The 20301-nt window shown below is 63.2% G+C and carries 17 protein-coding genes and 1 pseudogene; 9 read left to right on the forward strand and 9 right to left on the reverse strand.

Features of this window, described 5'->3' with window-relative positions:
- Nucleotides 1–360 precede the first annotated feature (360 nt).
- Together J7367_RS09305 and J7367_RS09310 are read left to right on the forward strand one after the other, a co-directional pair.
- Nucleotides 361–1452: a DUF1615 domain-containing protein gene (locus tag J7367_RS09305; protein ID WP_057661395.1), complete on the forward strand. Its 1092-nt coding sequence runs from the start codon at nucleotides 361–363 to the stop codon at nucleotides 1450–1452.
- Nucleotides 1453–1810: 358 nt separating this feature from the next.
- Nucleotides 1811–4138, forward strand: a complete 2328-nt coding sequence (locus J7367_RS09310) for a S9 family peptidase (RefSeq protein WP_057661393.1) — start codon at nucleotides 1811–1813, stop codon at nucleotides 4136–4138.
- 398 nt (nucleotides 4139–4536) lie between these two features.
- On the opposite strand, the gene J7367_RS09315 is transcribed toward J7367_RS09310, so the two are convergent.
- Nucleotides 4537–4872 carry a DUF3817 domain-containing protein gene (locus tag J7367_RS09315; protein ID WP_007972681.1) on the reverse strand — a complete coding sequence of 112 codons (336 nt, stop codon included), beginning with the start codon at nucleotides 4870–4872 and terminating at the stop codon, nucleotides 4537–4539.
- A gap of 215 nt (nucleotides 4873–5087) precedes the next feature.
- Here J7367_RS09315 and J7367_RS09320 point away from each other — a divergent pair, with 215 nt between their 5' ends.
- The 3 genes from J7367_RS09320 (at nucleotide 5088) to J7367_RS09330 (ending at nucleotide 7462) form a co-directional block, all read left to right on the forward strand.
- A complete protein-coding gene (locus J7367_RS09320) occupies nucleotides 5088–5723 on the forward strand; it encodes a YiiX/YebB-like N1pC/P60 family cysteine hydrolase (RefSeq protein WP_057661464.1) in 636 nt (211 codons plus the stop codon).
- 84 nt (nucleotides 5724–5807) lie between these two features.
- Nucleotides 5808–6746 (forward strand): alpha/beta hydrolase-fold protein, encoded by a 939-nt coding sequence (locus J7367_RS09325; protein ID WP_007966044.1) that lies wholly within the window; start codon nucleotides 5808–5810, stop codon nucleotides 6744–6746.
- A gap of 254 nt (nucleotides 6747–7000) precedes the next feature.
- Complete coding sequence (locus tag J7367_RS09330) at nucleotides 7001–7462, forward strand: DUF4126 family protein (RefSeq protein ID WP_057661391.1); 462 nt, start codon at nucleotides 7001–7003, stop codon at nucleotides 7460–7462.
- A 114-nt stretch (nucleotides 7463–7576) separates the two neighbouring features.
- Here J7367_RS09330 and J7367_RS09335 read toward each other — a convergent pair whose 3' ends face one another.
- From J7367_RS09335 to J7367_RS09345, 3 genes are all read right to left on the reverse strand, one after another.
- Nucleotides 7577–7972: a VOC family protein gene (locus J7367_RS09335; RefSeq protein ID WP_057661463.1), complete on the reverse strand. Its 396-nt coding sequence runs from the start codon at nucleotides 7970–7972 to the stop codon at nucleotides 7577–7579.
- A gap of 71 nt (nucleotides 7973–8043) precedes the next feature.
- Nucleotides 8044–9018, reverse strand: coding sequence for a glutathione S-transferase family protein (locus J7367_RS09340; protein ID WP_057661389.1), 975 nt, complete (start codon nucleotides 9016–9018; stop codon nucleotides 8044–8046).
- Between the two features lie 137 nt (nucleotides 9019–9155).
- Entirely contained in the window at nucleotides 9156–9935 is a 780-nt protein-coding gene (locus J7367_RS09345) for an SPFH domain-containing protein (RefSeq protein ID WP_033480933.1), read from the reverse strand.
- Between the two features lie 354 nt (nucleotides 9936–10289).
- Between J7367_RS09345 and J7367_RS09350 the strand changes: the two genes are divergently transcribed.
- Nucleotides 10290–11876 carry an SDR family oxidoreductase gene (locus J7367_RS09350; protein ID WP_040965494.1) on the forward strand — a complete coding sequence of 529 codons (1587 nt, stop codon included), beginning with the start codon at nucleotides 10290–10292 and terminating at the stop codon, nucleotides 11874–11876.
- A gap of 88 nt (nucleotides 11877–11964) precedes the next feature.
- Here J7367_RS09350 and J7367_RS09355 read toward each other — a convergent pair whose 3' ends face one another.
- Nucleotides 11965–12276, reverse strand: a complete 312-nt coding sequence (locus J7367_RS09355; RefSeq protein ID WP_057661461.1) for a hypothetical protein — start codon at nucleotides 12274–12276, stop codon at nucleotides 11965–11967.
- Nucleotides 12277–12523: 247 nt separating this feature from the next.
- Nucleotides 12524–13468, reverse strand: coding sequence for an AraC family transcriptional regulator (locus tag J7367_RS09360; RefSeq protein WP_057661386.1), 945 nt, complete (start codon nucleotides 13466–13468; stop codon nucleotides 12524–12526).
- Between the two features lie 49 nt (nucleotides 13469–13517).
- On the opposite strand from J7367_RS09360, the gene J7367_RS09365 reads away from it, so the two are divergent.
- Nucleotides 13518–14252 (forward strand): SDR family oxidoreductase, encoded by a 735-nt coding sequence (locus J7367_RS09365; RefSeq protein ID WP_057661384.1) that lies wholly within the window; start codon nucleotides 13518–13520, stop codon nucleotides 14250–14252.
- A 498-nt stretch (nucleotides 14253–14750) separates the two neighbouring features.
- On the opposite strand, the gene J7367_RS09370 is transcribed toward J7367_RS09365, so the two are convergent.
- Nucleotides 14751–15149: a hypothetical protein gene (locus tag J7367_RS09370; protein WP_131701248.1), complete on the reverse strand. Its 399-nt coding sequence runs from the start codon at nucleotides 15147–15149 to the stop codon at nucleotides 14751–14753.
- Nucleotides 15150–15782: 633 nt separating this feature from the next.
- Here J7367_RS09370 and J7367_RS09375 point away from each other — a divergent pair.
- Complete coding sequence (locus J7367_RS09375; protein ID WP_244672283.1) at nucleotides 15783–16727, forward strand: hypothetical protein; 945 nt, start codon at nucleotides 15783–15785, stop codon at nucleotides 16725–16727.
- 463 nt (nucleotides 16728–17190) lie between these two features.
- Here the strand turns inward: J7367_RS09375 and J7367_RS22240 are convergent, their stop codons facing one another.
- Nucleotides 17191–17868 (reverse strand): hypothetical protein, encoded by a 678-nt coding sequence (locus J7367_RS22240; RefSeq protein WP_244667858.1) that lies wholly within the window; start codon nucleotides 17866–17868, stop codon nucleotides 17191–17193.
- A gap of 238 nt (nucleotides 17869–18106) precedes the next feature.
- Here J7367_RS22240 and J7367_RS09385 point away from each other — a divergent pair, with 238 nt between their 5' ends.
- Nucleotides 18107–19993 carry a glycoside hydrolase family 97 protein gene (locus J7367_RS09385; protein WP_209028917.1) on the forward strand — a complete coding sequence of 629 codons (1887 nt, stop codon included), beginning with the start codon at nucleotides 18107–18109 and terminating at the stop codon, nucleotides 19991–19993.
- A gap of 112 nt (nucleotides 19994–20105) precedes the next feature.
- On the opposite strand, the pseudogene J7367_RS09390 reads toward J7367_RS09385, so the two are convergent.
- Nucleotides 20106–20301 (reverse strand): annotated as a pseudogene (locus tag J7367_RS09390) (hypothetical protein); the annotation flags it as partial.

Consider the following 20301-nt stretch of genomic DNA (forward strand, 5'->3'; position numbering starts at 1 on the left):
CGCCAATCTTCCGAATGATGCGAACGGCATGATGACCAACGCACACGACAGGTCACGTGATCGACGCGCAAGCGGTCGCGTTCGTTAGCGGTCCAGGCGGGCCATTCTTGAATCCGGATGACGGTAGAACGCGGCACATCGCACTGGTGCGCGGACGGCAGCCAGACCGACGTCGTCGCCTGGCTATCGCGCAATCCGCCCGACGCACTGCGACAAGCAACCCACCCCATCGGCCCCGATCGCCCTGTCATCGCGATGCCTCGGCACAGCAGCCTTGCGCGCCAGCAGGTAAAGCTTCCACGGCGCGGCCGCGTAAACTGCTGCACGGCAGCTGCCGCCCCTCGATCTTCCGGAGACGCCGTGATCTCACACCTGCCCCGCGTGCTCACCCTGCTCGCCATCGCCCTGTTGTCGGCCTGCGCCACGCAGGCCCCGCGGGCCCCGCAACGCTCGCCCGAGGCGGTCAAGGCCGATATCGCGCGTCGCCTGCCGGCAACATTGCCCGACCGCGCCGGCTGGGCCAGCGATGTGTACGTGGCGCTGTCCTCGCAGGCGTTGGACACCAGCGCCGAGCACATCTGCGCAGTGCTGGCGGTGACCGAGCAGGAATCGACCTACCAGGCCAACCCGGTCGTGCCCAACCTGGGCAAGATCTCGCGTGCAGAGATCGACCGCCGCGCCGGTGCGCATCACATTCCCGGCTTCATGGTCGATGCCGCCTTGCGTCTGCCTTCGCCGGATGGGCGCAGCTATGCCACGCGCATCGCTGCCGCGCGCACCGAACAGGAACTGAGCCGCATCTTCGAAGACTTCGCCGGCAGCGTGCCGTTGGGCGCGCGACTGTTCGACGGCTTCAACCCGGTGCATTCCGCCGGGCCGATGCAGGTGAGCATCGCCTTCGCCGAACAGCATGCGCAGCGCTACCCCTACCCGCCCGGCGATTCGATCCGCCACGAAGTCTTCAGCCGACGCGGTGGGCTGTGGTTCGGCACCCAGCATCTGCTGGGTTATCCGGTCAACTACGACGCGCTGCTGTACCGCTTCGCCGATTTCAACGCCGGCTGGTACGCCAGCCGCAATGCCGCCTTCCAGGCCGCGCTGAGCAAGGCCAGCGGTATCGCGCTAGCCCTGGACGGCGACCTGCTCACGCCGGGCGCCAGCCTGGATGCGCCCGGCGGCACCGAGCGCGCCGCACGCAGCCTGGGCAGCCAGTTGGCGATGAGCGACCGCCAGCTCCGCCGCGCACTGGAGGACGGCAACACCGCAGATTTCACCGACTCCGACCTGTACCGCCAGGTGTTCGCATTGGCAGAGCGCAGCGCCGGCAAACCGCTGCCGCGTGCCGTGTTGCCCGGCATCACCCTGGAAAGCCCCAAGATCACCCGCACGCTCACCACCGCCTGGTTTGCGCAGCGGGTGAACGAGCGCTGGAAGCGCTGCATGAGCAAGTAAGCGCGTGCGGATCTGCCATCGCTGCAGCACGCGCGCAGGGGCGCCGGCGCTGAGCGAATTGCTTGCACCATGCGCGTCGCGCTGCGCAGACACGCCTTTCGCCCGCAGGCACGTGTGCGGCGGGCAGCAGCAGATGCTGGCGGCGCAGCTTTGGCGTTTGGTCGCCCCGCAGCCGCCGGGGGGCGGTCACTGCACGTCACCGATGACAGATCTTCGCCCGTTGAAACAGCCAAGCGGGCACCGTGCGTCCCCGAGCGCCAAGCACGACTTCTGGCAGAGGCACCCGGCCCACGTGGCGGGTAGCATCGGACGGTCGCGCCGACCGCATTGCGCGCGCCTTTCATCCCGGAGAGTCTTCATGCCCACCACCCCGTTGCCGCTGCGGCACCTGTGCGTCGCCATCGCCCTGGCCGCCCTGCCGGCACTTGCCAGTGCGCAAGCCCCTGCCGTCACCGAGGCCGACTACGCGCGCGCCGAACGGCTGATCAACTACGCCGCACAGCCGCTGGTGGACCACGCCGTCACCCGTATCGACTGGCTGGACGCCACGCACGTGGTGTATGTCGATCACGATGCCAAGGGCAACCGGCTGCTGCAGCTGGACACCAGCACCGGCAAGACCGCACCGCTGGTCAAACAGGCTGCGCTGGTCGCTTCGCTCAACAAACTATTGAAGACCGGCGACAAGCCGCTCAAGGCCGACACCTTCGCACCGGTGGTCAAGGTCACCGCCGATGGTCGCTACCGCCTCAACGTGCGCGATACCGCCGTGGTCTGCGATGCGGGTGCGCGTTGCAGCAAGCTGTACGCCAAGGACAAACCGGAACCGGGCGTGCTGTCGCCGGACAAGCGCAGCGAAGCCTTCATACGCGACTGGAACCTATGGGTGCGCGATCTTGCCAGTGGCCGGGAAACCCAGCTCACCCGCGATGGCGTGGAAAACTTCGGTTACGCCACCGATAACGCCGGCTGGCAGCACACCGACAATGCCGTCGTGGCGTGGTCGCCGGACTCCCGCAAGATCGCCACCTTCCAGCAGGACCAGCGCAAGACCGGCGACATGTACCTGGTCAGCACCAAGCTTGGCCATCCGGAGCTGCAGGCGTGGAAATATCCGCTGGCCGGCGACAAGGACGTGACCATGATCGAGCGCGTCATCATCGACGTGCCCACCCGCAGCGTGCTGCGCCTGAAGACACCGCCGGATCAACATCGTTCCACGCTCTGCGACGACGTAAGTTGCTCGCCTGGCCTGTGGGACGACGTGAAGTGGGCACCGGACAGCAAGACGCTGGCGTTCGCCTCCACCTCGCGCTTCCACAAGCAGACCTGGTTGCGCATTGCCGATGCCAGCACGGGCGCGGTGCGTACCGCCTTCGACGAAACCGTCAAAACCTATTACGAGAGCGGCCAGGTCGCGGCCAATTGGGCCTATCTGCCAGCCAGCAACGAGGCGGTGTGGTTCTCCGAACGCAGCGATTGGGGCCAGCTGTATCTCTACGATCTGGCCACCGGCAAACCCAAACGCGCCATCACCACCGGCCAAGGCAACGTCACCGAATTGCTGCGCGTGGACCCGGTGACGCGCACCGCATGGTTCGTCGGCGTCGGCCGCAGCGCAGGCGTGGACCCGTACTACCAGCAGCTGTGGAAAGTCAGCCTGGATGGCGGCGAGCCGGTGTTGCTCACGCCCGAACCGGCCAACCACAGCATCGCGCTGTCGCCCGATGGCGCACGCTTTGTCGATACCTATTCCACCTCGGTCACGCCGCCGGTCACGTTGCTGCGCGAAGCCGACGACGGCCGCACTGTCAGCACGATTGCCACCGCCGATATCACACGCCTCAAGGCGGCCGGCTGGGTTCCGCCAGAACCCATTACGGTGAAGGCACGCGACGGCAAGACCACGCTGTACGGGTTGATGTTCAAGCCCACCAACTTCGACCCGGCGCGCAAGTATCCGGTCATCGATTACGTCTACCCCGGCCCGCAGACCGGCTCGGTGCGCGGACGTAGTTTTCTCGCCGGACATGGCGACAACCAGTCGCTGGCCGAACTGGGCTTTATCGTCATTGCCATCGATGGCATGGGCACACCGTGGCGCTCCAAGAGCTTCCACGACACCTGGTACGCCGACATGGGCGACAACACCTTGCCCGATCAGGTCGCCGGCTTGAAGGAGCTTGGTCAGCGCTATCCCTGGATCGATCTGGATCGCGTCGGCATCTGGGGCCACTCCGGCGGCGGCAACGCCTCGACCGGCGCGATGCTGCGCTATCCGGATTTCTTCAAGGTCGCCTGGTCGGAAAGCGGCAACCACGACAACCGCGGCTACGAAGACGACTGGGCCGAGAAATATCACGGCGAGCACATCGTCAACAAGGACGGCAGCTCCAACTACGACGACCAGGCCAACGCCAACCACGCCAGCAAGCTCAAGGGCCGGCTGATGCTGCTGCACGGCACCCTGGACGACAACGTGCCGCCGTACCTCACCTTGCTGGTGGCCGATGCCTTGATCAAGGCCAACAAGAACTTCGACATGCTGATGCTGCCCAACGCCAGGCATGGCTACGGCGATCTCACCCCGTACGTCACCCGCCGCCGCTGGGATTACTTCGTGCAATACCTGCTCGGTGCGACCCCGCCGGCGCAGTACCAGATGCAGCCGATGCCGAAGAACTGAGCGGCGCGCAGACTGTATGGTGGCCGGCGCAGCACTCTGAGGCTGACGATTCACCGCGCCAAGTTGCCGGACCACACGTGTCATCCGGGCAGACCCGGATGACACGGTGGCCACTCAGTTGGCCGTACCGCCACCCAACTGCTTGCTCAACAACGCCAGCACGCGCGTGTCGTACTCATCGATGCGGCTCGGTGTAGAAGCCGTTGCCCTCGTTGGACGAGTACAGCGATTCCACCGGCACGCCGGCACCCTTCATGCGCGCTCCATCCGTTTGGTGTGTTCGACCGCGCGCGCTCGTCCTTGCCACCGGCGCAAGAAACACCGGCTCTCTGATCTGATGGGCCAGCGTCAGCGGCGAACGTGCCGCCAAGTGTCGCGCGCGCCGAGCGCGCAGCGGGTCAGTGCGCAGCAGGTCGCCGCTGGCCCAGCAAGCCGAGACGCCGGAACCACATCTCCAGCGGTACCGTCACCAGCGGCGGCAACGCCGCCAGCAGACTCAAGGCCCAGGCCCACCACGGCCAGCGCAGCCGCAATGCGGCGATGACGCTGACCGCGACATAGAACAGAAACGCCGCGCCATGCAGGCGCCCGAACACCCAGACCACCGACTCGGTGCTCTGCAACCCGTACTTGAGAAACATGCCGAGCAACAACCCGGCCCAGGTCAGCCCTTCGAAAAACGCAGCCAACGCAAACAGTCGGCCCATCGGCGACAACGCAGAAGACGCACGCATGCAACACTCCAGACAGACAGGGATTGCCGCGACGCGATGGCGGCGGCGACGCCCGCTGGCATGGCCAGTTTACAGTCCCGGCCGACGAAACTGACGTCAATAGGCCCAGCGAGTGCGCGTGCCTTGCATCCCGATGCGGGGTGACATGCGCGCATGTCCCTGCATTGTTTGGCGCCAGTCGCGTGCATCCCGGCGATAATGCCGGCTCCGTTGTCCTGAAGCCTCACTCCATGCGCATCGCTCTGCTGTTGTTACTGTTGGTCGCCTTGCTACCCTCCACGGCGCTGGCGCTGAAGGTGCAGGACGGCGATCTGCTATTCGTCACCGCAGCGCGCACCGGCCTGAGTGGCGCCATCGACAACGCCACTGCCACACAAGGCCAACTCAGCTTCGATCATGTCGCGCTGGTGGCGCATGCAGGTGATGCTGCGGTGGTGCTGCACGCCGACGAACACGGCTCGCGCGAACAACCATTGGCAGCATTCGTTGCTGAAGCAAACGCGAAGCAGCGGCAGATTGTCGTGTATCGGCTCACCGCCACGTATCGCCCAGCCATTCCCGACGCCATCGCGCAAGCGCGGCGCATGCTAGGCAAGCCGTACAACGACACCTACGTGCCGGACGACAACAGTTACTACTGCTCGGACTTCATCGAGCGCGCCTTCCGCATGCATCACGTATTTGCCCTGCAACCGATGAACTTCAGGAACCTGCAGACCGGCAAGATTTCGCCTTACTGGATCGAGTTCTATCGCAGCAAGGGCATGCCCGTGCCACAGGACATGCCAGGCACCAACCCGAACGATATGGCCAAGACACCTGCGTTGAGCGCGATTGGGCGGCTGAACTGAAGGCAGCGTACCGATTGTGTTGCATGTTGCGAATTCACCTTGCAGGAGGCTGTTTTGAAGACTGTGTTGTTGGCAGGATTAGGGATGGTGCTGCTGGTCGGCTGCGCCAAGGCACCAGCGCCGGCACCGGCTGAAGCAGCAACGCCGCAACCGGCGGTCGCAGCACATACGCTTGCCCACGCGCCCGGCAGCCAGCGTGGCGAGGGCCATCCTTACGAATTGGCCGACACACAGGTCTGGGACGTGCCGGATCCAGTCTCGGGCCGCCGCTATCAAGTCTTTGTCGCCCTGCCGCGTGGCTATGCGGACAACCCGCAGCGGCGTTATCCGGTGGTGTATGCCACCGATGGCGATTACGCGTTCCCACTGGTCAAACAGATCGCACGCCGTCTGAATGGCGAAGGCCCGGCCATCGAGGATTTCATTTTGGTCGGGCTGTCCTACGCCGTCGGCGAAGAGCCCATGCCGAGCCGCAGGCGCGACTACACGCCGACGCCGGAAGATGGCCCAACCGCCGCACCGGTTGCCACCCACGGCAAGAGCGCTGCCTACCTCCAATACCTGCGCGATCGCGTCCTGCCGTTTGTCGCCACCCGCTACCGAACCGATGAACAGCGGCGTCTGTACCTGGGGCATTCGTACGGCGGCCTGCTCGGTACGCAGATCCTGTTGAGCAGCCCGGACATGTTTTCCGGCTACATCCTGGGCAGCCCGTCGTACTGGTATGGCGAACATGCGATGGTGGCGCAGGAAAAAACCTTTGCTGCCGCGCATGGCGATTTGCCGGCGCAGGTGTACATGTACATCGGCCAGTACGAACAAGTGCGCTATCACCAGACCTACGACATGGTCATCGACGCCCAGAACATGGCGCGTACATTGCGTGCGCGTGGCTATCCGTCGTTGCATCTCACACTTGAGGTTCTCGACGATGAGGACCACCTGAGCATCGGGCCGCGCGGTATCACCCACGGCCTGAAGGCGTTGCTTGGGAGCAAGGCTGCCGATCGGAGCGAACGCTGACGCAAGGCATGCCGTCTGGATACTGAAGTGCCCAAGGCGACGGCATGCACCGCAGTGGTCAGCCACGAACACCACCCGCTGCTGCGCAGCGTGTTGCATACGGCAGACACCGGCATGCGAGCGCAACCGATGCGCGGCGTGCACAACGTCTTGCCACCTCCCACACACGCCACACCCTAGTCTGCGCAGATCGATAACAGCGTGCCACGCGCAGGCATTCCGCCTGCGATGGTCGAGCACATGCAGAGGTGCACATGGCTTTGATCCACTCCATCCTGATGGGCGCCGTTGCCGGCATGCGCTCGATGACGCCGCTGGCCGCCGTCGCCAACGCTGCACGCACCGGCAGGCTGCCTGCCGACAATGGCGCGCCGGCATTGCTCGCCAACCCACTGGCATCGGCCGGCATGCTGGCACTGGCTGGCGGCGAGTTGGCCGGCGACAAGATGAAGACCGCTCCCGACCGCATCGTGCTGCCCGGCATGATTGCCCGCATTGCCACTGGTGTGATCGTCGGCACTGCGTTGGCGCCGCGCGAACAACGTGGCATCGCGGCGCTGCTTGGCGCGACGACGGCAGTTGCTGCCGCCCATCTCACCTTCAATGTGCGGATGCGTGCGATCGAGCGCTACGGCCAGACCAGCACCGGCGTCGTCGAAGATGCGATCTCGGTGGGTGCGGCAACATTGATCATGCACGATGCGGCCAAACGGTAACGCACGTTCGCTGCCTCACGCGTCGTGCTGACGGCCTGCCAGTGGGCGCGATCGTGCGCGCGCGTCATCAGCTCAGCAAATCATGTCTGCGACAGACCACGCCAAAACCCACGTTCACGCCGGGCGATAGATCGCACACAACTTGTTCCCATCGGGATCGCGCACATAAGCCAACCACGTCGGGCCCATGCTGCTCTCACGCAAACCGGGCGGCTTTTCGATGGAGATGCCACCGGCAGCCACCGCGATGTCATGAAAGTGCTGCACTTGCTCGGGCGAGTCGCACTTGAAGCCGATCGTTGCGCCGTTGCCCGGGCTGGCGGGTTCGTCGTTGATCGGCTCGCTCACACAAAAGGTGCTGCCCGCATGCCGGTTGAACAGGCGCGTGTGCCCGCTTGCTGCCTGATTGACGAACGGCGCGGGCGCACCGAAGACAGCCCCTAGCACTGCGTCGTAGAACGCACGCGCACGCGCGACATCGTTCGTTCCCACCATCACATGATTGAGCATGACGTCGTCCTGTTGATCGCGCGGTAGCGCAGCATACGCCACTGCACCGCCGCGCCATCTCGACATGCGACTCAGCCGCCGCGCCCATGAGGCGCATCCAGATCCAGTAGCGGCCCCATCGGGACGATGCCGGTGGGGTTGATGGTGTCGTGGCTCTGGTAGTAATGACCCTTGATGTGCTGGAAGTTCACGGTATCGGCAATCCCCGGCATCTGGTAGAGCTCGCGCAAGAAACCCGACAGCTGCGGGTAGTCGGCAATGCGCCGTAAATTGCATTTGAAGTGCCCGACATACACCGCATCGAACCGCACCAGTGTGGTGAACAAGCGCCAGTCGGCTTCGGTGAGCCGGTCGCCGCAGAGATAGCGCTGGGCGCTCAGACGCGCCTCCAGCCAGTCCAGGCTTTCGAACAACGGCGCCACCGCCTCTTCATAGGCCGACTGGGTGGTCGCAAAGCCTGCCTTGTAGACGCCATTGTTGACGGTGTCATAGACACGCGCGTTCACCGCGTCGATCTGCTCGCGCAGCGGCTGCGGGTAGAAATCGCCGTCTGCAGCGCCAATCTCGTCGAAGGCGCTATTGAACATGCGGATGATGTCTGCCGACTCGTTGCTGACCACGGTCCTGCGCTCGCGGTCCCACAACACCGGCACCGTGACGCGACCCGAGTAATGCGGGTCGGCCTTGAGGTACACCTCGTACAGATACTGCGCGTGATGCTCCGTATCGCCGACCACACCCGGCCCGTCGGCGAAGGTCCAGCCGTTCTCGCGCATCAGCCAATGCACGATGGACACGTCGATCATCGACTCCAGCCCTTTCAGGCGCCGGAAGATCAGCGTGCGGTGCGCCCATGGGCAGGCAAGCGACACATACAGGTGATAACGCCCCGAAGCGGCCCGAAAACCGCCCTGGCCATGCGGCCCGGCGCTGCCATCGCGCGTGATCCAATTGCGAAACTGCGACTGCGAGCGCTCGAACCGCCCCTCGCTCTTGCTGGTGTCATACCACCTGTCCTGCCATTTGCCGTCGACCAACAGACCCATCGTGTTTTCTCCCACCGCCACACTTACAGGCGACCGTAGCCCACCGATGTTGCAGGCTGCGTGAGCAGCGCGATGGGATGCGCGCGTGTGACTATTCATCACCCGGTGCTTGCGCGTGGCGGCAGGCAACGGCGCAGCTATCTTGCAATCACCGAGGTTCCCGACGGCACCATGTAGCACGCCTGCGCTTTCTTGCAGGCCTCGGCATTGAGCTCGGCGATCTGGCTGGCCAGGTATTGCTCCGGCGTCAGGCCCATGCGGTTGCGATACGCGTTATCTGCGTCGGCCTTGGCCTCTTGCTCCTGCTCGCGCTGCCGTTCTGCGGTGGTCGCCTCCACCAGGGTCTTGACCCGCTGTTGCTGCGCGGCAGTCAGATTCATCTGTTGCAACACATCCGGATTCGGGCGCGCGCGGCCCAGGGTGATGTTCTGGATCTGGATCGGCAGGCCTTGCTCCTTGACCAAGGCACTGACGTTTTGTGTCACCGAATCGTCGATCTTCCTGGCGGTGTCGGGGTCGCTCATCATCTTGGTCATGTCGTAGCGCTTGACCTGGTCGCGCACGATGGACGCGTACTGACTGGCAACATTGTTCTTGAACCAATCCTGCCCGAACCTGGACAACAACAGCGCCGGCGCAGTAATCCTGTATTGGATCTGGGTGGAGAAGTCCAACAGGATGTTGTCGCTGGAGGAGAAATCGTCGAACGCCACCTGCACGGTCTGTGGCGTCACATCCACATAGGTGGCCGACGTGGTCAGCCACGTGTAAGTGCGGCCAGGATCGCGCACATCGTCCAGGCGGATGCCGCCCTTGCCGAAGAACATGGGTTTATCCACCAACACGGCCTGCTGCCCCGGATCGGGCGACACAACCGTGCACGCACACAGCAAGCCGGCCAGCCCGATGGCCAGCATGGAAGTCTTCATCGATGTCCCCTTGAATGCCCGGGCGCCAATCCGCGCCGGTGTGGCGGGAGATTACCCAAACATCCGGCCAGTCGCATCCTCCGCGCAGCCCGGGGGACTTCCAACGACAGCCCATCGCTCCAGGCGCGCCCAATACCGCCAGCCAAGCGCCCGGCAACAGCCTGGCTGACCCGCTCAGCCGCCCGCATTGGCGCCAACCAACCACAATCGGCGAAAATGCCCACCTGCCGACTTCCCGCCAGCGGCCATGCGCTGCGGTGCCCTGCCCGCCCGCTCCCGTCTTCGCCTGCTGGCTGCCGGCCATCCTTGCCTGCGCCGCCAGCCGCCCATTCCGGACCTGCCTTGAACACCAACGCCCCACCCGTACCCAACGACGAGCTGCCCCTGACCGACCGCCTGCGCGCGGCCCTGGACGTGCTGGAGGCCATCGACGCCGACCGCAGCGTGCTGGACAGCCTGCCCGAAGCCGACCGTGTGCGGCTGCATCAAGTGGTCGCCAGGGTCTATCACCCCGAGCCGAAGGCGCGGCGGCAGTTGCTCAAGCAGCGCGAGCGAGAGCGCCACCAGGAAAAGGTGCGCAAGGCCGAAGCGCTGCTGGAACAACGCGGGATCCGCGCACTACGGCGCAAACCGGTGTTCAGCACGCCGAACTATTTCCCGCCGCATGCCGCCGGCCTGCACGATGCCCACAACGGCGAAAACGCCACTGCCGCGCCGGAGCCCACGCATTCGCCCGAGCTGCGCCATTGCTATGTGTGCAAGCAGAAGTTCACCGAGCTGCATCATTTTTACGACCAGATGTGCCCGACCTGTGCGGAGCTGAATTTCTTCAAGCGCACCGAAACCGCCGACCTGCGCGGGCGCGTCGCCTTGCTGACCGGCGGGCGCGTCAAGATTGGGTACCAGGCGGGGTTGAAGCTGCTGCGCGCCGGTGCAGCGTTGATCGTCACCACGCGCTTTCCGCGCGATTCGGCCGCGCGCTATGCGCAGGAGCCGGACTTCGCGCAGTGGGGTCATCGCCTGCAGGTGTTCGGGTTGGACCTGCGCCATACCCCCAGCGTGGAAGCGTTCTGCAATGAACTGCTGGCCACGCGCGAGCGGCTGGATTTCATCATCAACAACGCCTGCCAGACCGTGCGGCGCCCGCCGCAGTTCTACGCCCACATGATGGCCGGCGAAACTGCCGCATTGCACGAATTGCCGGAGACCGTGCGTAATCTTGTCGGCCATTACGAAGGCCTGCGCACGCCGGAGTTGCTCCGCGATGCCTCGGCCACCGCGTTGCCCGCGGTGCATGGCCGTGGGCTCGACAGCGCCGACGGCCTCACCCGTGCCGCCGAACTCTCGCAGATCGCGTTGCTGGACGATGAGCTGGTAGGCCAGCAGCATCTGTTTCCCGATGGGCGCCTAGATCAGGATCTGCAGCAGGTCGATCTGCGCGGCCGCAATTCCTGGCGCCTGCTGATGGCCGAAGTGCCGTCGGTGGAGCTATTGGAAACGCAGCTGGTCAACGCCATCGCACCGTTCATCATCAATGCGCGGCTCAAGCCGCTGATGCTGCGCACGCCCGAACGCGACAAGCACATCGTCAACGTCTCGGCGATGGAAGGCCAGTTCTACCGCAATTTCAAGACCACGCGTCACCCGCACACCAACATGGCCAAGGCCGCGTTGAACATGATGACGCGCACCTCGGCGGCCGATTACCAGAACGACGGCATCCATATGAACAGTGTGGATACCGGCTGGGTCACCGACGAAGACCCGGCAGAGATCGCCGCGCTCAAGGTCCAGCAGGAACGCTTCCATCCACCGCTGGATATCGTCGACGGCGCCGCGCGCATCGTCGACCCGATCATCCACGGCTTCAACACCGGCGAACATGTGTGGGGCCAGTTCTTGAAGGATTACGCACCAACCGATTGGTGATTTGCACCCGGATCCAACCAATACTGCGTCAATGCGATGCGGCGCCGATCACACCTGCGTATCGTCTGCAGCATGCATCCACTGCAGCCTAGCGTCGATCCGCATCCTTGTTGGCTTGCGCGCGCGCAAGCGTGTTGGTCAATGCCAGAACCTCCGGTAATTCGCGCCGAAAGGCATCTACCTGCCCGGCTGGCACGACGCATTCGACGTTGGACTGGTCGAAGAACGGGCGGCCTTCCATGTAGAAGCCATCGCGGCCCTGCACGACGAAGTGGAAGCACGATTGCCACCGCGGATCGGGGCGACCGGACAGTTCCACACTGACTTTCCTGCTTGCGTGCCCGGCGTCGCCCGAGGTGACGGTCACGGTGCGCGCCGTGATCTGGTTCCCGATATTCATGCTGGTAATGATCGGCGGTAGGCCGTCGCCGCGCTGTGATCCCAGAGGCCGCGAATGCATCAAAGCACGCCACTCCGCTTCCTTCACCCCGTCACGACACACCACTGAGGGCGCGATTGCTGGCGGGTCGAGCCGATGAACAAGATCAGCGGCATGCGCAGGGCCGGCAATGGATCACATGGGCGCCAGCGACGGACTTACGTGCACTCGCAAACGCTTCGGCTGGGCGACGTCGTTTATCGCTGCGCTATGTCTCGCTCGGCCTCACCAGGCGCTTGGGGGCCGCCCCGAACATGCGCTTGAACGCATGGCCGAACGCGCTCGGCGACTGGTAACCGACACGCTCGGCAACGTGGGCGATATCCAGACCGGTTTCGGCAAGCAGCCTGTGCGCCAACAGCATGCGCCACTGCGTCAGGTAGTGCAGCGGCGCCTGCCCGACGGTCTGCGAAAAGCGCGACGAAAACGCCGAGCGCGACAGGCCCACGCGCGATGCCAGTTCGGCCACTGTCCACGCGTGTGCAACATCGCCGTGCATCAGCGCGAGTGCCGCGCCGATGTGGCGATCGCCCAGTGCACCAATCCAGCTTGTGTGCGCCTGTGTATGCGCGTGCATGTAGGCGCGAATGGCCTCCACTACCAGCACTTCGGAAAGACACGACGCGACCCGAGCGCTGCCCATCCGATGCCGGCCCATTTCCGCATCGAGCAGATCCAGCGTCGTGCGCACGGCGCCGGCGGATGGAGAGGCACTCTGGATCTTCATGAGTCGCGGCAGCGCATCGATCAGAAATCCGCTGTTCTCGCCGCTGAAGAGAATGCCTGCGCCAAGCAGCACCATGTCGTCGCCATCGCCCAGGCGCAGGCTCTGCTGCCCGGCATAACGCGAGACACCATCGACAGGCGCGCGTTGCGGATCGCTGGCAACAACGTAGGGCGTATTGCCGATCAGCAGCACGTCGCCTTCGACTACGCGTTTGGGCGCCCGCCGCGGAAGACAGATCCAACATTCCCCGCGTATCAGCGCGACCAGCTTGAGCCGCTGCTTTTCCGGAAACGACAACGCCCAATCGCCACGCGCCTCCAGCCGGTTGAGTCCGGCGCTGCTGGCACCCAGCGCGACCAGAACCTGCGAGAGTGGGTCGTCTTTGGACGATTGCGATGAAATCATGGCCGCGCAAGCATAATTCATCCAGCTGGCAGCGCTACCGTGGGTGGCACATCCACCACGGAGCACGCAGATGACGATCAAAGACAAGGTCGTGGTCATCACCGGCGCCGGTAGCGGCATGGGCCGGGCCACCGCGCTTCACCTGGGCGCGCTCGGCGCCAAGGTAGTGCTTGGTGCACGCCGCGAGGCGCGCATCGCCGAGGTCGCCAAGGACATCATCCAATCCGGCGGGCAGGCGGTCTACCGGCCAACCGACGTCACCGTGCACGAGCAGGTCTTGGGTCTGGTGGACCTGGCCTGCTCGCAATTCGGGCGGCTCGACGTCATGGTCAACAATGCGGGGATCAGCCCACTGTCTCGATTCGACGCCCTGCAGGTCGACGCATGGAACGCGATGATCGACGTCAATCTGCGTGGCGTACTCCACGGAATTGCTGCCGCGCTACCCGTCTTCGGCCGCCAGCAGAGCGGCCATTTCATCAACGTGGTCTCCACAGCGGGATTGCGCATCGTGCCGACGATGGGCGTCTACGCTGCGACCAAGAATGCGGTCAGGACCATCAGCGAGGCGCTACGCCAGGAATCCGGGCCGAACATCCGCGTCACCGAGGTCTCACCCGGCATGGTGCAATCGGAGTTGCTGCACACCGTGAGCGACCTCGCGCTGCGGCAAAGTCTGCAGGCGCAGTCCGAAGCGAGCGGCATGTCCGCAGAGGCCATCGCGCACGCCATCGGCTATGCGATCGATCAACCAGATGATGTCGAGGTCGGCAGCCTGGTCATCCGCCCTACGTCGCAATCGTAGTGGGCGTCAGCGCTCTCACGCGCTGTCATGCCGATGTTTCCGCAACGCTTGGGGGATGAAGACCCGCGCTGCGCGGGACTCAGGGCTATGAGCGTGCTCGGACGCCACTCTTCGTGTGTGCACATGTCTCGACTGGAAGCTGCTGCACCTGGACATCGGGACGTCGGGCAACATCACGCTTGTACCCCGTACCGAACCGCTGATAACGGATCAAAGCCTGCCGTTCCAGCACGCAATAGCCTACATTTCCAGAGAACGTTGGGCACGCCGCGTCGGCTGCCTCACCGTCATCGCTACGGTAGCTACGGTAGCGAGCGTAGAGCTTTCCGTTACGCACATCTCCTTACAGCCTTCGGTCACCAGAAATCGCCGCAGGGAAGTCTGCGGGCAACCACTTCACACCGCCCCCATTTTGGTGGACCTGGCCGCTTCACCAAGGAATGCGGCGATCCGTAACAGGATGGACCGCCGCAGCAATCAGCGCTACGCGTTGAACGCCTAATAGTTTACTGAAATCGAGTTTTTAATATCAATAAATATCTGATTGGCAGGAACAGCAGTAAAGGCTCGCACATATAGATTGGGCAATGCAGAACCGGCTCTACAATCAGCCGCACTCATCGCACGCACGCTGTACGTGAAGCCGGCCAGAAGGGATGGGGCCTGTTTGTAGCTGCCAGTCGATCTCGCTGGCCCCACCGCGACACAGGCCCATCCGCCGGGGTTATTGACGTTTTGTATGTAAACAGCTCTGACGTTGGCGTTGTAATTTACTGTGAAAGTCGTTACGGGCACTGCCTGTTGTGCGCTTGCCGATGTGGCGAAGCCGGCCGACAATGCGAGCGCAATGCAGAACGCGGCCTTTCGGAAGTAACCTCTTCTTGAATGCACTGTCATTTTTTATTTCTTTCAGGTTGAAATGGAATTGGCCTATTTCCAGGCCGCCGGAGACAGATCTACCGCATGCTCCTTCGTCAGCATGCCCTATCTTGAGCCCGCAGCTTAATTTCCAGGATAAAATTGCAAGTGGAATCACAGAAATATTTTACGACCTGATCCTCATATATGCCTGCGGATGTATCTCACTGCCACAGAGAGTTATAAATAATCGAACTTAAATTCGAGCACGCCAGGCCAATGGGATCGTTGGTTTCGATAACGCACTCACCGGCATGAGGCGCCATGCGACGCGCTGACGGCGTCATCTCACTTCCTACGCAAGCGTCGGGCGATGGTCACACCGTTTGGAGTCCTCCTCGACAGCGCGGCACCAGCGCCTAGCCGCGAGTCTTGTCATATGACCAGACTTCCTAATCTCGACCTTCCCGGCATTCCGAAGTACATCGTGCAGCACGGAAACCTGATCCCATCACTGTCGCGACAAGAACCTGCCCTTTGCCGAAAAGACACAGGCAGCTCTGGCACGCCTATGTCTCCCGTAAAGCGCCACTGCCACCAAGTGTGTCGTGTTACCCGCAACCCACCATGTGTAGACACTTCTTCGCTTCCGAGTTGCGATATTCGGATGAAATGAATTGGCGATCCGCTTGTTTGTTAAATTCAATCAGTACTCCTGAAATCAATGGAAAGATTATGCCTATCAATCGATCCGGCTCGTCTAGCTCAGTCGTACGCGAATGGTCGTCTCTTTCTGACGTGCATGATGAACGTCTGCAGGAAATCGCAGGAGGTGTCGTGCCTGAGCCCATGGCGGTCTCCCGTAAGACATTCGAGGCGATGGGCTTGGCAAGTCGAGTCCTTAAAAAGACCGGTTACAAGACGTTTCCCGACGGACCCGGGAATCAAGAAACCGCAATTTGCATGAGTGGCGGCCGCAGCTGGACTCGCATGAAACTGGCCCGCGACATGGTTGAGGGTGGGCATTGCTCTGACGAATTCGACGAGGTGAGAAAAATTAAAGAATTTGGCGGAGGCAACTGCGGAGAACATCGACGAATGAGTGCAGCCGAGCTGCGTAGCATGCCTAGAAAAATGCCGGTGATCCAAGTCAAGCATGCTGAGCGCGATCACAATTATGTGATCATCGGCGATTGGCGTGACAGAGCCGTCGGCGATCATGCGGTCGTCGTTGATCCGTGGCCAATGCTGAAGAAAGTTCACACGTATGGAGAGCGGATGGAAAGCTCCGCTCCCATCCCCCTGATGTCGCATGCCCCCGGACCAGCAGAGCCAAACCCCTTGCTTGCTCAAGCGCTGGCGGCTGAGCCTGCAGATAATTCAAGGATGGAGCGCTTCACGAAAATGAGGACAAAGCATCCTGCTGGTCCGCAGGCTGCGTCAGCATTGATTCGCGCATTGAGAGAAAACCACAGCTGTGCGGACAGGGCCGCCAGCACGAAAAATCTTTACCAGGCCTATGTGGACCCAGATGGCAATATGTCCGCGTTTAATGACACGCCGGCGGGCTACGTAACTGATTATTTGAATGCCAAGGACTTCTTGAAAAAGATTTGAGAAATCTGATTGGTGCGCTACGTTAGCAGAGAAGGACGGCACGTCGCGCAAGCGGCGTTCGTCCCATGGCTTGACCCAGGCTAACGGGATAACGCTCATCTCTTGCGCAAATGTTGGCGATTGCCTGAGATTTCGAATGGTCCACCGCCATCAACACGCATGTCTGGCTGCGAGCTTTGCGGTGCGGTCAAGCTTCCACGTTCGACCTCTCCGACGTTCCGCAGCACATCGTGCGGCACGGGAACAACCGGGTGCCGTTCCAGTCGAAGAACGATACAGCGGTGACTGGCCGTCATCTCGGGCAGCAGCAGGCCCTGGCCAAGACGTCTTCCGCACAGGGCTCTAGCAAGGACCCGCTGCTTTATCACCAGCAACCTTCAATCGATGGCCGCATATCCGCTCCCGGATTTCACACCGACAGCGACGTGCAAGGGCGCCAGCAGCTCCTGATCTGTGCGTGTGCTTATGAACCGCTCTCCGTGCCTGCACACTCCTCGGCTGGAATCTGCTGCCCCTCAACATCTGGACGCAGGGCGACATCCCGCTTGTACTCAGAACCGAACTTTTGATAGCGCACCAAGGCCCCCTGCTCCAGTACGAAGTAGTCCTCCTCACCGGAGAACGTTGGACACGCGTCATAGCCAGCCCCACCGTCATCGCTACAGTAGCGAACGTAGAGCTTGCCGTTACGCATATCTCCCTCCAACTTTCCGCCACCTCCGCGAGCATTGGTGCCTTCGCTCCATTCGCCCGTAACATGGTTCTTCTGCTGATGGAGGTCGACACTGAGAAAGTGGCCAGAACCGCACCGCGTGGCATAGGCCCACTTCTTTGCGAGGTTTGCACCCACTGCGCTGGCAGGAGGCGAAGCGCTGCAGCACGCCGCACTCAATGCGACTACGATCAGCACCATGCAACGCAGGCTGTTTTCTCTGGATGCTTTTTTTGCTGCCATTGAGAGTCTCTTTGCGCTGCTGGAAGATACTTTCCACGTTACTGCCACGTCACCGTTGGATTGAGCTTCCACTGGGATCAAACGATGCCCCAGCATATGGGTCGATGACAGGCTTGAACTGGTCATTAGCTTTTGATCAACTGCGTCGCTCAGCTGGCCTGTAAGTTCGGAGTCAGGCCTGCTCATCGGCCACGCAAGCAGAGCGCCGTCGAAGGATAAGTGAGCCTTGCCTCCGTCATTCCGCGGAAGATCACACCTATGCGCGTATCGCGCGCCAGCAGCGCGTGGAGCCGCATCGCCGGGGATGCTGCTCCTGGTCGCTCTGCATCAGTCGCAGCCTTCGTTTCATGGCGGCGCACGCTGCACGGACCTTGCGCGCATGACACGCCTGGCACGCATTGCGCCCCCATCCTGAATAAGATGCATGTTCGACTTTCCGAACGATCGAACCGAGGGCGATGTGACAGCGAACAAGCGGAAGTGGATGCGCGACACCGGCACCTGGCTGACATGCGCAATCGGCGTGGCGTTGTCCGGCGGTGTGCACGCCCGCTCCGTGTCGGTGTCCAGTCCCGATCACCGCATCGTGGCGGTGCTCAGCGACGACGCGGGCGCGTTGCGCTACAGGATCCAAGCCGACGGCAAGGCGCTGCTGGCGCCCTCGCCGTTGGGCATCCGTGTGGACGGCCTGGAACTCGGCTCGCATAGCGCGATCGGCAACGTACGCCGCGGGGCCACCAATACACGCTATCGGCTCAACGGTGGCAAGGCGATGGCGCGCGACCACGCCAACACCGCCACGGTCTCGCTGACCGCGCACGGCCGCGCATTCGAGGCCGACCTGCACGTCGCCGACGACGGCGTCGCGGTGCGCTTGCGCCTGCCCGCGAGCAAGGGCAGCACCATCGAGGCCGACCGCTCCGGCTGGAAGCTGGCCGAGAACGATCCGCCGGTGTGGGCCACGGCACTGCTGCCCGACTACGAGAACGTCTACACCGGCCTGTCGCTGCGCGACCTGGGAGCGGGACGCTACGGCCTGCCGCTCACCGCGCACAGCAAGGGATTCTGGATCACCCTGAGCGAAGCGGCGGTGGTCGACTACGGCGACCTGGCCATCGAGCGCGGCGCAGACGGCGGCCTGGCCGGCGTGCTCTATGCCGACCCACAGGGCTGGCGCACCGATGCCGCCGTCGTGCAGCCGTGGCGCGTGACCATCATTGCCCGCTCGCTGACCGACCTGGTCAACTCCACCCTGGTGCAGAACCTCAATCCGCCGCCTTCGCCCGCGCTGGCCAGCGCAGACTGGATCCGCCCCGGACGTTCGGCATGGCAATGGCTGGCGGTCGGCGAACCGCGCGAGGACGACCAGCGGCAATGGGTCGATTGGACCCATCAGCTGGGCTTCGAGTACTACCTGGTGGACGACGGCTGGCGCGCATGGACGCGGCCGTGGGACACCCTGTCCGACACGGCGCGCCATGCGCACACGCAAGGCGTCGGCTTATGGCTCTGGATGCACAGCCGCGACGTGCAGCACGCGCCCGAGCGCAAGGCGCTGCTGCGCAAGATCGCCGAGACCGGCATCGTCGGGGTCAAGGTCGATTTCCCCGCACCGGCCAACCGCGACTGGTCCAACTGGTATACGGACGTGGCGCGCGACGCCGCCGCCGAGCACCTGATGGTGGATTTCCACGGTGCCATGAAACCCACCGGCACCGAGCGCACCTGGCCCAATGTCCTCACCCGCGAGGGCGTGCGCGGGCACGAATGGCACATTTCCCGCTACCAGCGCGTACTGCCCGCCGACCACGACACCATCCTGCCCTTCACCCGCGACGTCGTCGGGCCGGGCGACTACACGCCCACCGTGTTCGAACCGAAAGAACTGATGGGCAACAGCTGGGCGCACGAACTGGCCCAGATGATCCTGTTCACCTCGCCATTCCTGGCGATGGGCGGGCACCCGCAGACCTACCTCGCCAATCCCGCCTTGGACGTGCTCAAGGCAGTGCCCGCGACATGGGACGACACCATCGTCCTGCCCGGCAGCGAACCGGGCAAGGTGGCGGCGATGGCCAGGCGCCATGGCCGCGACTGGTTCATCGCAGTCATCAACGGCGGCGCCCCCACGCGCATGGCGATCGATCTGGAATTCCTGAAGAAAGGACACTGGAAGCTCACGGAACTGCGCGACGCGCATGCGCGGCCAGATGCCTGGGAGCGCACGGAACGGGACGTGACCCCGACTGGATCGATTGCGCTGGAGTTAGGGCCGCGTGGTGGATTTGTCGGTTGTTTGAAAGCGCAGTGAGGACTCAGGCCCGGCCAGGACGCAGCGCCCTTTGAAGACGAAATGACCGGCCTGCGCGGTAATCGCGACTAGAGGATCTCAGAGGCATCCCATCAGTCTGTCGGCAAAACACTCAGCGCGTCATCGACGGACCGGTTTGGCTGACAGCTTGCTGCGACTGCTCCAGCACCTGCTGCTGTTCGCGTGCCTGGGCCTGAGTCTGGTTGATTACCTGCAGGCGATCGAACGACTGGCTCTCTGGTGTCTGCACGGCGTCCACTGTCGGCATGTGTGCACGCTGGTGTGCCGGGGTAATCCCCCCACTTTTA

The sequence above is a fragment of the Xanthomonas sp. D-36-1 genome, assembly GCF_017746155.1.
GTDB classification, from domain to species: domain Bacteria; phylum Pseudomonadota; class Gammaproteobacteria; order Xanthomonadales; family Xanthomonadaceae; genus Xanthomonas; species Xanthomonas cissicola.